At 70.0% G+C, this 14,331-nt stretch carries 13 protein-coding genes; 7 read left to right on the forward strand and 6 right to left on the reverse strand.

The window, feature by feature from the left end; all coding sequences use genetic code 11:
- Positions 1-53: 53 nt before the first annotated feature.
- The gene (locus ABZ717_RS00150) at positions 54-1,541 is read right to left on the reverse strand and encodes a PucR family transcriptional regulator (RefSeq protein WP_358503099.1); all 1,488 of its coding nucleotides are present in this window, start codon (positions 1,539-1,541) and stop codon (positions 54-56) included.
- A gap of 283 nt (positions 1,542-1,824) precedes the next feature.
- On the opposite strand from ABZ717_RS00150, the gene gabT reads away from it, so the two are divergent.
- On the forward strand, positions 1,825-3,159 hold the full coding sequence (gene gabT / locus ABZ717_RS00155) for a 4-aminobutyrate--2-oxoglutarate transaminase (protein ID WP_358503102.1): 1,335 nt from the start codon (positions 1,825-1,827) through the stop codon (positions 3,157-3,159).
- A gap of 12 nt (positions 3,160-3,171) precedes the next feature.
- On the opposite strand, the gene ABZ717_RS00160 is transcribed toward gabT, so the two are convergent.
- Positions 3,172-4,776 carry a PucR family transcriptional regulator ligand-binding domain-containing protein gene (locus ABZ717_RS00160; RefSeq protein WP_358503105.1) on the reverse strand — a complete coding sequence of 535 codons (1,605 nt, stop codon included), beginning with the start codon at positions 4,774-4,776 and terminating at the stop codon, positions 3,172-3,174.
- 117 nt (positions 4,777-4,893) lie between these two features.
- On the opposite strand from ABZ717_RS00160, the gene ABZ717_RS00165 reads away from it, so the two are divergent.
- A complete protein-coding gene (locus ABZ717_RS00165) occupies positions 4,894-6,180 on the forward strand; it encodes an aspartate aminotransferase family protein (RefSeq protein WP_358503108.1) in 1,287 nt (428 codons plus the stop codon).
- A gap of 28 nt (positions 6,181-6,208) precedes the next feature.
- Positions 6,209-7,717 (forward strand): CoA-acylating methylmalonate-semialdehyde dehydrogenase, encoded by a 1,509-nt coding sequence (locus tag ABZ717_RS00170; RefSeq protein ID WP_358503111.1) that lies wholly within the window; start codon positions 6,209-6,211, stop codon positions 7,715-7,717.
- 258 nt (positions 7,718-7,975) lie between these two features.
- Here the strand turns inward: ABZ717_RS00170 and ABZ717_RS00175 are convergent, their stop codons facing one another.
- Positions 7,976-8,212: a hypothetical protein gene (locus tag ABZ717_RS00175; protein WP_358503114.1), complete on the reverse strand. Its 237-nt coding sequence runs from the start codon at positions 8,210-8,212 to the stop codon at positions 7,976-7,978.
- 456 nt (positions 8,213-8,668) lie between these two features.
- Here ABZ717_RS00175 and ABZ717_RS00180 point away from each other — a divergent pair, with 456 nt between their 5' ends.
- From ABZ717_RS00180 to ABZ717_RS00190, 3 genes are read left to right on the forward strand one after another with little or no spacing between them, the layout of a single operon-like run.
- Positions 8,669-9,322, forward strand: coding sequence for a TetR family transcriptional regulator (locus ABZ717_RS00180; protein ID WP_358503116.1), 654 nt, complete (start codon positions 8,669-8,671; stop codon positions 9,320-9,322).
- Between the two features lie 25 nt (positions 9,323-9,347).
- Positions 9,348-10,256, forward strand: coding sequence for an ABC transporter ATP-binding protein (locus ABZ717_RS00185; RefSeq protein ID WP_358503119.1), 909 nt, complete (start codon positions 9,348-9,350; stop codon positions 10,254-10,256).
- Positions 10,253-11,851 (forward strand): anibiotic ABC transporter efflux pump, encoded by a 1,599-nt coding sequence (locus ABZ717_RS00190; protein ID WP_358503121.1) that lies wholly within the window; start codon positions 10,253-10,255, stop codon positions 11,849-11,851. Before ABZ717_RS00185 ends, ABZ717_RS00190 begins: the two co-directional genes overlap by 4 nt.
- A gap of 29 nt (positions 11,852-11,880) precedes the next feature.
- On the opposite strand, the gene ABZ717_RS00195 is transcribed toward ABZ717_RS00190, so the two are convergent.
- Positions 11,881-12,207 carry a transcriptional regulator gene (locus ABZ717_RS00195; protein WP_358503124.1) on the reverse strand — a complete coding sequence of 109 codons (327 nt, stop codon included), beginning with the start codon at positions 12,205-12,207 and terminating at the stop codon, positions 11,881-11,883.
- A 2-nt stretch (positions 12,208-12,209) separates the two neighbouring features.
- Complete coding sequence (locus ABZ717_RS00200) at positions 12,210-12,833, reverse strand: hypothetical protein (protein WP_358503127.1); 624 nt, start codon at positions 12,831-12,833, stop codon at positions 12,210-12,212.
- 197 nt (positions 12,834-13,030) lie between these two features.
- Here ABZ717_RS00200 and ABZ717_RS00205 point away from each other — a divergent pair, with 197 nt between their 5' ends.
- A complete protein-coding gene (locus ABZ717_RS00205; protein WP_358503504.1) occupies positions 13,031-13,831 on the forward strand; it encodes an alpha/beta fold hydrolase in 801 nt (266 codons plus the stop codon).
- Positions 13,832-13,850: 19 nt separating this feature from the next.
- Here ABZ717_RS00205 and ABZ717_RS00210 read toward each other — a convergent pair whose 3' ends face one another.
- Positions 13,851-14,324: a hypothetical protein gene (locus ABZ717_RS00210; RefSeq protein ID WP_358503129.1), complete on the reverse strand. Its 474-nt coding sequence runs from the start codon at positions 14,322-14,324 to the stop codon at positions 13,851-13,853.
- Between the last annotated feature and the right edge of the window lie 7 nt (positions 14,325-14,331).

A 14,331-nucleotide genomic window follows, 5' to 3' on the forward strand; every position in this document is an offset into this window, starting at 1 on the left:
TCGGAATGATCGAACCCGCGACGACTATCACTCAGGGTGACGCACCCGCTCGTTCAGGGCCGGGCTCGCCCTTCGCGGACACGGAGGGAGATCCACAGTTCCGTGCGGTGATCGGGGTCGTCGAGGTCGCCCGGGAGCAGCTCCCGGATGCGTTTCATCCGATAACGCAGGGTGTGCCGATGCACCCCCAGTCGTTCGGCCGCGGCGTCCCAGCGGCCCGAAGCGGCGAGGTAGGCACGGAGCGAGGCGAGCAGTTCGGCGGCGTTGCGCTGACGGTCGAGGGGGGCGAGGAGATCATCGGCCAGCCGGGTCCCGGCGGGGGTCTCCAGCAACCCGAGCAGACCGCCGGGCAGGTCGCCGGAGCGCACCGGACCGCGTCCCTCGTCCACCGACACGGCCAAGGCCCGTTCGGCCTGGGCGCGGGCCACGGCCAGTTCGGCGTAGGACACCGGCTCGCTCAGTCCCACGCCCCCGTCGAAGAGTTCGTCGAACACCTCGGGAAGCCGGTCGAGGATTTCGGCCGAGGCCAGCAGCAGTGTGCCGGTGGCCGGGCCGGCGGAGGGGACGTCCGCGGCGTCGGTGGTCAGGAGCCCGTCCGGGAGCGGCCCCTCCGGTGGCGGACCCTGCACGGCGACCGCCACCACCGGTTCGTCGGGCAGGGCGCGACGCAGGGCCGCCGCACCCGTGTGCGCGGGGTCCAGGGCCCCGTCGAACAGCGCGGCCACCACCCCCGGCGCGATCCCGGACCCGCCCTCCGTGGTCGGGCGTTCCAGTTCCAGGGACAGCAGCGACACCGCGGCGTTGACCAGGGTGCGGTCGTGCGAGCCGAACCCCCTGCGGGAGCCCACCGCGAGGAAGCCGCGCACCCGACGACCGATGGCCAGGGACTGCAGGGCCACGTGCTCGTCGTCGGAGACCACCGAGACTCCGGCGCGGGGACCCGCCCCGCGCAGCCGGGGCAGTTCGGCGGCCGACCGGCGAGCGTGCTCGGCGGCCCGGGCGGGGGCGGCGTGTCGAACCGAACCGTCGGGTTCCAACAGCAGCACCCACCCGTCGAGCTCGCGGGCCAACCGTTCGACGACGGCGCCCGCTCCGCGCAACGCGGCCCGGGCAAGTTCCCGCTGAGCACCGAAGGCCCTGGTCAGACCCTCATACTCCTCTTGGGCCAGCAGCCGCGATACCTCCTTGCCGACCGCGATGAAGGGTGTCTCCCGCGCCACCTCCACCAGGGTCACCCCGAACTCCTCGGCGGCCATGCGCAGCTCGTCGGGGGTGTGCTCGAAGACGACGTCGGCGCCGAACCCCAACCCGGCGATGTCGCGCTCGGCCAGGCGGCGCACGTAGTCGCGCAGGTCCCGTGGATCCTCCACCCAGCCCACCCCGGTGGTGAGCACCAACTCTCCCCCGGCCAGGTACGGGGTGGGGTCGGTGAGTTCGCTGACCGCGACCCACTCCACCCTGCGGTGCAGCCCTTCCTGCCCGGTGAGCAGGCGCAACCGCAGCTTGGGCGTGCGCAGCAGGGCTCCCAGTGTCGGTGGCATCGCGCCTCCCCCTCGTTCGACCACCCCGTCGATCCGCACCCCGCCGCAATGGCACAGGGCACCGCTTCGATTATCCACTGTGTCCATGTGTGTCGGGTTCCACCCGGCCTATGGTCTGTTCCATGGACCACCGGGGGTCGCCCGTTCGGGCGCCGTCAGGGTTCTGCCCCCAGGCGTCCGGACACGCCGAATCGAAGCGCAGGCGCGAAACCGACACCACTCGCTGTCAGGCGAGTCACCGGCGTCCACCCCGTAGAACCGACCCCCGCAAGGAGGCAGCCGTATGGCCACGACCGAGGTCGTCCAGTCCCGTCGGATCGTCACCGAGATCCCCGGCCCTGGATCCAGGGCCATCCAGGAGCGTCGCATCGCCGCCGTCGCCCAGGGTGTGGGCAGCACCCTGCCCGTCTACGTCGAGCGCGCGGGCGGTGGGATCATCGAGGACGTGGACGGCAACGCGCTCATCGACTTCGGGTCGGGCATCGCCGTGACCAACGTCGGCAACGCGGACCCGCGCGTGGTCGAGCGGGCCGCCGAACAGATGGGCCGGTTCACCCACACCTGCTTCATGGTCAACCCGTACGAGGCCTACGTCGACGTGTGCGAGGCCCTCAACCGGGTCACCCCGGGTGACCACGAGAAGCGGTCCATCCTGCTGAACTCGGGCGCCGAGGCGGTGGAGAACGCCGTGAAGATCGCGCGCAGCGCCACCGGACGCCAGGCCGTCGTGGTGTTCGACCACGCCTACCACGGCCGCACCAACCTCACCATGGGCCTGACCGCCAAGAACATGCCGTACAAGCACGGGTTCGGTCCGTTCGCCGGCGAGATCCACCGGATGCCCATGGCCTACGCCTACCGTTGGCCGACCGGACCGGAGAACTGCGGTCCCGAGGCGGCCGCCGCCGCGATCGACCAGATCACCAAGCAGGTCGGCGCCGAGAACGTGGCCGCGATGGTCATCGAGCCCATCCAGGGCGAGGGCGGGTTCATCGAGCCGGCGCCCGGTTTCCTGCCCGCGCTTGTGGAGTACTGCCGCGCCAACGGGATCGTGTTCGTGGCCGACGAGGTGCAGACCGGTTTCGCCCGCACCGGGGACATGTTCGCCTGTGACCAGGAGGGGATCGTCCCGGACCTGATCACGACGGCCAAGGGCATCGCGGGCGGGCTGCCGCTGGCCGCGGTGACCGGTCGCGCCGAGCTGATGGACGCCGTGCACGGCGGTGGCCTGGGCGGCACCTACGGCGGCAACCCCGCGGCGTGCGCGGCCGCCCTGGCCTCACTGGAGGCGATCGAGTCGGGTGACCTGGTGGGGCGCGCCCGGGAGATCGGCGAGCTGATGCTGGGTCGGTTGAACACCCTGGCGCGCAAGTTCGACGTGGTGGGCGACGTGCGCGGTCGCGGCGCCATGATCGCGATCGAGCTGGTCAAGGACCGTAAGGAGCCGAACCCGGAGGCGGTGGCGAAGGTGCTGAAGCACTGCCACGCCCGCGGCCTGGTGCTGCTGAGCGCGGGCACCTACGGCAACGTGATCCGGATGCTGCCGCCCCTGGTGATCGGTGACGACCTGCTCCATGAGGGCCTGGACCTGCTGGAGGAGGCCCTGGCCGACCTGTAGGGATCGGCCGGGTCAGCCCTGGTCGCGGACCGAGTCCAGCGACAGCAGGGCGACGTGCAACGACAGGCACGTCTCCACCGATTCCAGGTCGACGTCCAGCACCGAGGAGATCCGCCGCAGCCGCTCGTAGAAGGCGGGCCGGGACAAATGCGCCCGGCTCGCCGCCAACGCCTTGTTGCGGCCCGCGCCGAGGTAGTGGCGGAGCATGTCGGTCAGGTCGTCGCCGCGACGGGCGTCGTGGTCCAACAGCGACCCCAGCTCGCGTTCCACGTAGGTCTGCAGACGCTCGTCGTCGCGGAACAGGTGCAGTAGCCCGCGCAGGTGCAGGTCGGGAAGTCGGTAGAAGGGGCGCCGCTCGCCCTGTTTGAGGGCCACGTCCCCCACCTGCCGAGCCTCCAGGAAGGATCGGCGCACCGTGCGGATGTCGTCGGTCTCCGATCCCACGGCCAACACCACGGCGTCGCCCAGTCTGGCGTGCACCCGGTCGGCCAGTCGGCTCAGGGTGGTGTCCAGCCGTTGGCCGGCGGGCAGGGCCAGCAGGATCCCCACCCGTAGGTCGTCCAGGGAGCCCACCAGCGCGGGCAACCGCAGCTCCCGACAGGCCCGGGCGGCGCCCTCGGCGGTCTCGGACAAGCGGGCCTGCGCGGCCAGCCCGGTCCCGCCCTCCCGCAGGCGCAGCACCAGCCCCACGAGTTCACGTCCGTTGAGCGGCACCCCCACGGCGCGGGCGCGTACCAGGGCCTCCTGCGGGTCGGAGTAGGAACGATCGATGATGCCGGCGATGATCGTGCGGTGGGTCTGGCGTTCCAGGCTCTCCTGGTGGCGTTCCAGTAGACGGCCCAGGGCCAGGGTGGTGGCGGCGCGTTCGATGAGCATGGTCTGGCGGGCCGTGGGGGTGGCGCCGACGATGAGGATCAATCGCCCCCAGTCCTGTCCGCGCGCGCCCACGGTGGTGACCAACCAACCGGTGGTGGGCGCGTGCACGGTGCGGTCGCCCGAACGGACCGACCGTGAGCGGCTCTCCCAGGAGGTGAGCAGGGTTCCGGGTTCCTCGCCGTTGAGGTCGCAGGCCAGGACCTGATGGGTGAGGTTCTCCAGGACGACCGGGCAACCGGAGAGCCGGCCGACCTCCCGCAGGATCTGGACGGCGTCGGCGCCCTCGACGGACAGCCGGGTGAAGACCGAGTGGAGCTTCTCGGACTCGCGCAGTTCCTCCACCTGTTCGTTTACCACCCGGATGTGCACGGCCTCGGTGATCTCGACGAACCGCGCCTCGCGGTCGAGCAGGACGACCGGGACACGGGCGTCCTCGGCCGCGTCGAGGAAGGCCTTGGGGAGTTCGGCGTGGTACTTGCGGCCGAGCTCGACGGCGAGGCCGCTCACCCCGGCGTCGGCGAGGTCCTCGATGTAGCGGCGCAGCGCGGCGGGGTCGTCGGGCATGGCGATGCCCGTGCTGAGGACGAGTTCACCACCGCGCAACAGGTGGGCCAGATCGGTGACCTCGGCGACGTGGACCCAGCGCACCGGAACGTCCAGGTACTCGGAGCCGGCGACCACTCGGGGGCGTGCGCGCTGTAAGGCCGGGAGCCTCAGTACTTCGGCGAGGGTGGGGAGCACCTCGTCAGTGTAGAACGTGGGCCACACCCAGGGCGGTTTACACTATGTAAAGTCGACCAGCATGATGTCAACATGCTGAGCCTGGTCAATTCCGTGGGCGCTGGGAAGACTGAGGGCATGTCGGAACTCCTTGCGCGCCACCGCGCGGTCATGCCCTCCTGGATGCCCCTGTACTACGAGAACCCGATGGAGATCGTCGGAGGTAAGGGCGCCCGTGTCACGGACGCCGAAGGCCGTACCTACCTGGACTTCTTCACCGGCATCGTGACGAACATGCTCGGCTACGACGTCCCCGAGGTCCGTGAGGCGGTCGAACGTCAGATCGCCAAGGGCGTCGTGCACACGTCCACGCTGTACCTCATCCGCTCCCAGGTGGAGCTGGCCGAGAAGATCGCCCGGCTGTCCGGCATCCCCGACGCCAAGGTGTTCTTCACCAACTCCGGCACCGAGGCCAACGAGACCGCGTTGCTGCTGGCCACCCACGGACGCGGCAGCGACGAGGTGCTGGCCCTGCGCGGCAGCTACCACGGCCGGTCCTTCGGCACCGTGGCGGTCACCGGGAACAAGGCGTGGAAGAACTCCTCACTGTCCCCACTGAACGTGCACTACCTGCACGGCACCGATCACGCCTCCCCCGCCTTCCGGCACCTGACGGAGCAGGAGTACATCGACGTGTGCGTGGCGGACCTGCGCGACGTCCTCGACACCACGGCGCCCAACGTGGCCTGCCTCATCGCCGAACCGATACAGGGGGTGGGCGGCTTCGCGATGCCACCGGACGGCCTGTACGCGGCGTACAAGGAGGTCCTGGACGAGCACGGCATCCTGTTCGTCTCCGACGAGGTACAGACCGGGTGGGGGCGCACCGGCACGAGCTTCTTCGGGATCGGGAACCACGGGGTGACCCCGGACGCCATGACGTTCGCCAAGGGCCTGGGCAACGGGTTCGCGGTGGGCGGCGTGGTGGCGCGCGGCGACCTCATGGACGGGCTCCCGGCGCTGGGGGTGGCGACCTTCGGCGGCAACCCGGTGTCCATGGCCGCGGCCGGCGCCACCCTCGACCACGTGCTCGAACACGACCTGCAGGGCAACGCGCTGCGGCAGGGCGGCACCATCATCGACGGGCTGCGGGCCCTGCGCGAACTCTCCTGCGTGAAGGACGTGCGCGGCAAGGGGCTGATGTTCGCCATCGAGATGGTCGACCCGGCCACCGACGCGCCCTCCTCCGCCCTGGCCGGGCGGGTGCTGGAGGCCTCCCGCGAGCGCGGGCTACTGGTGGGCAAGGGCGGCGTGCACGGCAACGTGCTGCGGATGGCCCCTCCGATGAACCTGTCCACCGAGGAGGCCGCCGAGGGACGCGACATCCTGCTGGACGCCGTCCGCGCGGTAGCCGACCAGGCCTGACACGCCCCCCCCGGGAGGAAGAGGAAGCATGAGCGAACACGTCACGCATTGGATCGGCGGGACCGCCCACGAGGGCCCCGCGAAGCGGACCGGGGACGTCTACGACCCGGCGTCCGGACGGGTCCGCGGCACCGTGGACCTCGCCGGCCCCGAGGAGGTCGACGCCGCGGTGGCCGCCGCCAAGAAGGCGTTCCCCGGCTGGCGGGACACCTCGCTGTCCAAGCGCGTCCAGATCCTGTTCCGGTTCCGCGAGCTGCTGCGCGCCGGCTCCGACGAGCTGGCCCGGCTGGTGAGCGCCGAGCACGGCAAGGTCTTCTCCGACGCCCGGGGCGAGGTGGCCCGCGGACTGGAGGTCGTGGACTTCGCCTGTGGCATCCCCCACCTGCTCAAGGGCGGCTACTCCGAGAACGTGTCCACGGGTGTGGACTCCTACTCGATCCTGCAGCCCCTGGGCGTGGTCAGCGGCATCACCCCGTTCAACTTCCCCGCCATGGTGCCGATGTGGATGTTCCCGGTGGCGATCGCCTGTGGCAACACCTTCGTGCTCAAGCCCAGTGAGAAGGACCCGTCGGCGGGTTCCTTCCTGGCCCGGCTGTGGCGGGAGGCCGGGTTGCCCGACGGCGTGTTCAACGTGGTGCACGGCGACAAGGTCGCGGTGGACGCGATCCTGGAGCACCCGGACGTCGCCGCGGTCAGCTTCGTGGGCTCCACCCCGATCGCGCGGTACGTCTACCGGACCGCGGCCGAACACGGCAAGCGTGTGCAGGCGCTGGGCGGAGCGAAGAACCACATGGTGGTGCTGCCCGACGCCGACCTGGACCTGGCCGCGGACTCGGCGGTCTCCGCCGGGTTCGGTTCGGCGGGCGAACGGTGCATGGCCATCTCCGCGGTGGCGGTGGTGGACTCGGTCGCCGACGATCTGCTGGAGCGGATCAAGGAGCGTGTGGCCCGGCTACGGGTGGGGCCCGGCGACGACGAGCGCAGCGAGATGGGGCCGTTGGTGACCCGCGAACACCGGGACAAGGTCGCCTCGTACCTGGAGTCGGGGGTGCGCGAGGGCGCGACCCTGGCGATCGACGGTCGGGCGCACCCGGTCCCGGACGGTGACGAGGACGGCTTCTGGTTGGGTCCCTCCGTGCTGGACCACGTGGGGCCGCGGATGGCCTGCTATCGGGAGGAGATCTTCGGTCCGGTCCTGAGCGTCGTGCGCGTGGCCGACTACAACGAGGCCGTCGAGTTGGTCAACGACAACCCGTACGGCAACGGAACGGCGATCTTCACCAACGACGGCGGTGCCGCGCGGCGCTTCCAGAACGAGATCGAGGTCGGCATGGTGGGCATCAACGTGCCCATCCCGGTGCCCATGGCGTACTACTCGTTCGGGGGTTGGAAGCAGTCGCTCTTCGGTGACTCGCACGCCCATGGCACGGAGGGTGTTCACTTCTACACGCGAACGAAGGCCGTCACCGCCCGTTGGACCGATCCGAGCCGACGCCCCGAAGGAGGCGTCGACCTGGGCTTTCCCACCAATGGCTGACGAACTTCACCGAAATACGGCATGGATGTCTCTCACTGACCGTCGATGATGGGCCACACGGAGTATCGTTGACACCGACGCCCTACGGGGACGTGGCCGTCGGGCCACGTGTGTCACGAGAACCATCCTGGAGAAGGCGCGCTCAATTCCCCTCCTCCCCATGGAAGCGGGCGCGTCGACGGACGCGCTCCGGGTCCTACTTCTCCCCCTGGACCCGGGGCGCGACCGTCCGCTGACCACCCGAAGGCGGCACACCGATCAGTGTGCGGCGAACAACGGCTCGGGGACGGGCTGGTGCCCGATGATCCCCGCGCATTCGTCGCACCCGAACACCCGGGTCCCATCCGGCAGCTCACCGAGCTCCCGACGAGGCCGGGGCCACTTGACGTGGCAGACGACGCAGGCATCCCCCATGCACTGCGCCAGGCTCAGCCAGGTCGGGTCGTAGACGTAGCTGTCGGGTGCGGCGGCAGCCTGCATGACTGGTTCACACATCGTGCTCGTTCCGCGCAATGTCCCTGCTCCCCCCGTGGTTTAGGACAGTCTGGCGGGCCGATAGTTACCGGCTCTTAATTGAATCAGAAGCTCGCGGTGTCCGGAAGGGCCCGGACCGATCTAAATCACTCCGTGCAGGTAAATCATAACCCTAAGTGATCAACCCTGTGAAGCCCCAGGGCGAGGGCTGGACATTCATACGTTCTGCCCGAAATGTACGCCCGATCCCGTGGGGGACTCAGGCCTCCGCGCCCGGGGGACACCGAGAATCGGCGCGTCGCGCGGGCCGGATTGGTGACACGGGCCGCTTCCACACGCTCGGCCGAAACCCCGGCGGTGGCGACCTCGAACACCCGCCCCCCATGGGCACGGACCACCCCGAAAGCGCCCCGAGCGCACGCCCGGGAGGGAGAACCCCCTTGCCGGCAGACTGAACAACCGTTTAATGTATTGAACATGAGTTCAGCCCCGCGAGACGACCTCACCGCCCGAGCCCGCATCCGCGACGCGGCCCTGGCCCGCTTCGGCCGGGACGGCTTCGGTGTCTCCGTACGCGCCATCGCGGAGGAGGCCGGGGTCTCCCCCGGCCTGGTCATCCACCACTTCGGCAGCAAGGAGAAACTGCGCGCGGCCTGTGACGAGCACGTCCTGCGGCTCACGGCGGACACCAAGGGCGAGGTCGTCACACGGATGTCGGCGACCCACTTCCTCCAGCAGTTGGCCGAGGTGGACGGCCACGGAGACGTCTTCGCCTACCTGATGCGCTCGCTCCAGTCGGGAGGGCACGTCGCGTCGGCCCTGTTCGAGCGCATGGTCCAGGACGTGGAGATCTACCTGGCGGAGGGCGAGCGCGCGGGCACGATCAGGCCCAGTCGCGACCCGGCGGCCCGGGCGCGCTACGCCGCGTCCATGTCGCTGGGATCCCTGATGCTGCACACGACCATGCGCCCCCAGGACGCCGACCGGAACCCGTCCACCGTTCTGCGCGAGTGGATCGACGCCTACATGCTCCCGGCCCTGGAGCTGTACACCGAAGGACTGCTGCTGGACAGCACCTTCCTGGACGCCTTCGTCGCCCACCGCGACGACCCTCCCGCCAACGACCACTGAGCACCGAACCGAACCGGAGCAGCCCATGTCACCACGGAACGCGATCGAGGTCGGCGGCCTCGACAAATCCTTCGGCCGATTCAAGGCCCTCGACGAACTGGACCTGACGGTCCGCACCGGAGAGGTCGCCGGGTTCCTGGGACCGAACGGATCCGGCAAGTCCACCACCATCCGGGTCCTGCTGGGGCTGCTGCGCGCCGACTCCGGCAGTGTGCGCCTACTCGGCGGAGACCCCTGGAAGGAGGCCGTCCACCTGCACCGGCGGCTGGCCTACGTCCCCGGTGACGTGTCGCTGTGGCCCAACCTGACCGGCGGCCAGGCCATCGACCTGTTGGGGCGACTGCGCGGCGGTCTCGACGCCCGACGCAAGCGGGAGTTCCTGGAACGCTTCGAACTGGACCCGACGAAGAAGGCGCGCACCTACTCCAAGGGCAACCGGCAGAAGGTGGCCCTGGTGGCGGCGCTGGCGTCCACCGCGGAACTGCTGGTCCTGGACGAGCCCACCTCGGGCCTGGACCCGCTCATGGAGGCGGTGTTCACCGAGTGCGTGCGGGAGGTCAAGGAGACCGGTCGCACGGTCCTGCTGTCCAGCCACATCCTCTCCGAGGTGGAGAAGCTCTGCGACACGGTCACCATCATCCGTGCCGGTCGCACCGTGGAGTCGGGGACCCTGTCCGAGCTGCGTCACCTGACCCGATCGACGGTGCGGGCCGAGGTGGACGGCGACGCGACCGCGCTCAAGGACCTGACCGGCGTGCACGACCTGGCCGTCGACGGCGCCGCGGTCTCCTTCGCGGTGGAGCACGCCCACATGAGTACGGTGCTCCACGAACTCACGGCACTGGGCGTGCGCTCCCTGGTGAGCAACCCGCCGTCACTGGAGGAACTGTTCCTGCGCCACTACGGCACCGGCGCCGAGGGGAAACGGTCATGAGCGCGTTCACCGGAACCGGCACGCTGATCCGGTTCACCCTGCTCCGTGACCGCCTGCGCATGGCGATCTGGGTCGTGGCCCTGGCCGGACTGACCGCCGCCAGTGTCCCCGCCCTCGACGACATCTTCTCCGACCAGGCCGAACGTCAGGCGCGGGCCGCCCTGATGGACTCGCCCACCGGGATCGTGTTCGGCGGCCCCGGGTACGGCCTCGACGACTACACGCTCGGCCCGATGCTGGTCAACGAGCTGACCATGAGCCTGCTCATCGCGTTGGCGGTGATGAGCGTGCTGCACGTGGTCCGACACACCCGGGCCGAGGAGGAGAGCGGGCGCGCGGAACTGTTGCGCGCCGGGGTCCTGGGGGCGAGCGCGCAGACCGCGGCGGCCCTGATCACCCTGGCCCTGACCAACCTGCTCATCGGCGGGCTGATCACGGCCACCATGGTGGTCTTCGACCTGCCCGCCGCGGACTCGACCGTCTACGGGCTGGGGTTGGCGCTGGCCGGGATCTCGTTCGGGGCGATCGCGGCGGTGTGCGCCCAGGTGTCCGAACACGGTCGTTCCGCCTCGGGGCTCGCCTTCCTGATCATCGGGGTGCTCTTCCTGTTCCGTGCGGTGGGCGACATGGCCGAGGAGGGCGGCAACGCCCTGTCCTGGCTGTCACCGTTCGCGTGGGTGCAACAGACCCGGCCCTTCGACGAACCGCGCTGGGAACCACTGGCCCTGTACGGGGCGTTCGTCCTGGTGCTGTTCGTGGTGACCTACGCGCTGGCCCGCCGCCGTGACGTGGGCGCCGGGCTGGTCGCCGCCCGACCCGGACCACCCGACGCCGGAAGACTGCTGCGCGGGGTACTCACACTGCACGCGAACCAACAGCGCGGGGCGATCGTCGCCTGGGTGGTGGCGGTGCTCGCCTTCGGATACGCGTTCGGAAGCCTGGTCACCGAGGTCGAGGGCATGCTGGACTCCGCGCCCGACCTAGCGGCCATCCTGGGTGGCGACACCGACGACCTGGTCGACGGGTTCCTCGGGATGATCGCCGCCTACGTGATCATGGCGGCCGCCGCGTACGGGGTGCTGTCGGTCTCGCGAGCCCGGACCGAGGAGAACGCCGGCCGCGCGGAACTGCTGTTGTCGACCGCGGTGGGCCGGGTGCACTGGTGCGGCGCGGCACTGGTCGTCGCGGTCGTGTCCACCGTGTTGATCACGCTGTCCGGTGGGCTGGGTCTGGGCCTGGGCGCGGCGGTGGCGTTGGAGGACGCCCAGTGGACGTGGCGGATGGTGGAGTCGATGCTCGCCCAACTGCCCGCCGCGCTGGTGTTCGGGGCGATCGCGGCCTTGCTGCTGGGAGTCGCTCCACGGTTGCTGCCGCTGGTCTGGCTGTGGTTCGGGTACAGCCTGGTGGCCACGATGCTGGGCGCACTGTTCGAGTTCCCGGAGGAGGCCATGAAGCTGAGCGCGTTCGAGATCCTGGCCAGGCCTCCGATGGAGGGGTTCGAGACGGCGCCGTACCTGCTCTACCTGGGCGCGGTGCTGGTGGCCGGGGCGGTGTCCCTGGCCGGGTTCCGCGACCGCGACCTGGTCACCGCCTGACGGGCCCCGGACCGGACCGCCTTCGGGGTTCACTCCCCGGGGGCGGTCCACTCGCGCGCGGCGTCGCGCAGGCGGGTCAGCCGTTCCCAGTGCTGGGCGACGGTGTCCCGCCCCATGGGGGTGAGACCGATGGTGGTGCGGGGGCGGCCACCGGTGCTCTTGGTGACGGTCACGATGCCGCCCTTCTCCAGCTTGGACAGATGGCTGGAGAGGTTGCCCTTGGACAGCCCGGTGATGCGTTGAAGGAAGAGGAAGTCCGCGCTCTCACAGGACAGCAGCGCGCTGGTGATCGCCAGCCGCGAGGGTTCGTGCACCAGGCGGTCGATCTCCGCCATGTCCTCGAAGGGCGTGCCCATGGTCAGTCCGTCCCGTTCTCGCTCACCGGGGTGAGGGTCCGCACCAGCGTACGGTGATCCAGCAGCCCGTTCACCACGAAGACGAGCCCCGCCACCAACGGAACCATCACCGGGTACTCCCATTCGACCGGGTGGACGCCCGAAGGCGCGAGCGCACCCAGCGGAAGCAGGGTGAACACCAGGATGGCCCCGGCTCCGACCAGGTAGTGCCACCGGGCGCGCGGATCGGAGCAACCGACCGCGACCAGGCAGACGCCGATGAAGACGCCGAACACCCACCCGCCCTGGACACCCAGCACGTTGGTCACGCTCATCAGGGCGACGTACCCGAGGAGCAACCCGAACGGCAACAGTAGGAGCCACAGGACGCGCTTCGTGGTCCAGAGGGCACGCACCTTCCCGTACCGGCGCCGGTAATAGCGCTGGACGACGATGAACAGGCCGGCGAGCAGGAGTATCCCGACCGGGAACAGCACCGACCACGGGCCGCCCCGAGAGAGCGGAACGAAGGCCATCCAGAGCCCGAACAGGCCCAGCAGGACCGTGTACAGCCCTTGGTAACCGCTGAAGTCGGAGGTGACCGCGCGGATCCTCTCCAGGCGATCGATGTCGTGAGGGGTGTTCATTCGAACCTCCGGTTTGTACCGCAAACCTTTCTTCGACCATACGCGCACAGGGTTCGGTTTGCAATGCAAACCTCAGGGATGTTCCGTCTGGCAACGGGTATCCCGCATGGCGAGGACCCCGTACTTCCCCGGAAGGAACCGCCGTGACCGGCACCGACGCCCCATCTCCCACACCTCGAAGGAGGCGCCTCTTGATCGTGGTCGCGGTGGTGGCCCTGGTACTCGTGGTCCTGGTGGGGCTCATGTGGGTGATGCAGCGCTCGGTGATCTACGTGCCCCTGATCGGCGAACCCCCCACCGCCTCGGAGGTGATCGAGGGCGCCGAGGACGTGCGGCTCGACACCGAGGCCGGCCTCGAACTCGGCGGCTGGTTCGTCCCGTCCCAAGGCGAGGATCGCGAGGCCGCCGTGTTGGTGACCAACGGCAACGCGGGCAACCGCGAGAGCCGGGCGCCCCTGGCCCGAGCGCTGTCGGCGGAAGGGTTCTCGGTACTGCTGTTCGACTACCGCGGCTACGGCGGCAACGAGGGCTCCCCCTCCGAGAAGGGACTGATCGCCGACGCCCGGGCCGCCGCCGACCACTTGGCCGAACGAGGATTCGCCGCCGAGCGCACTCTCTACTTCGGCGAGAGCCTGGGCGCGGCCGTGGCCACCGGCCTGGCCGTGGAACGCCCGCCCGCGGCGCTGTTCCTACGCTCGCCGTTCAGTTCCCTGGCCGACCTGGGCGCCCACCACTACCCGTTCCTGCCGGTGCGGCTGATGCTGTGGGACCGCTACCCGGTGGCGGAGCAGGTAGCGCGGGTGGAGGTCCCCACGAGCGTGGTGATCGGCGACGTCGACGCGATCGTCCCGGCCGAACAGAGCCACGCGGTCGCGGGGGCGAGCGCGAACCTGTTCGAGGAGAGGGTCCTGTCCGGGGCCGGCCACAACGACGCCGAGCTGATCCACGGCCCCGAGGTGATCGAGACGTTCGTCCGCCTCGCCGACCACGCGCTCTGAGCGGCCTCGGACCCGCGCATCAGCCCGGCAGGTGGCTCAGGGCCCAGGCGGGGGCCAGGACCACGATGAGGAAGCGGGCCAGGCGGGTGACGAAGGTGACCACGCAGAACAGGACGAGGTTCATTCGGACCACCCCGGCGAGCACCGAGACCACCATGAACGGCGGGACGCTCGCGAAGGAGCTCAGGGCCAGCAGTCCGGCGCCCCAGATCGGGCGGTCCTCGGCCTTGGTCCGCCAGCCGGCCATCCGCGTCGCCCATTTGCCCGGGGTCGCGGCCTTGCGTTTGAGCCAGGGCGCGGTGATCGTCCCCTTGCCCACGTAGTAGTAGGGGATCTTGCCGAGGGTCTGCCCCACCGCGGCGGCCACCGCCATCGCCACGAGGGCGCCGTCGTCCAAGGTGGCGACGGCGCCCAGCAGGTACACCTCGATGTTGAGGATCGGGACCAACCCGCCCGCCGTGGCGACCACGAAGGCCAGGAGGGTCTCGCCCATGTCGGCG

The sequence above is a fragment of the Nocardiopsis sp. NPDC006832 genome (genome assembly GCF_040635885.1).
Classification (GTDB): Bacteria; Actinomycetota; Actinomycetes; order Streptosporangiales; family Streptosporangiaceae; genus Nocardiopsis.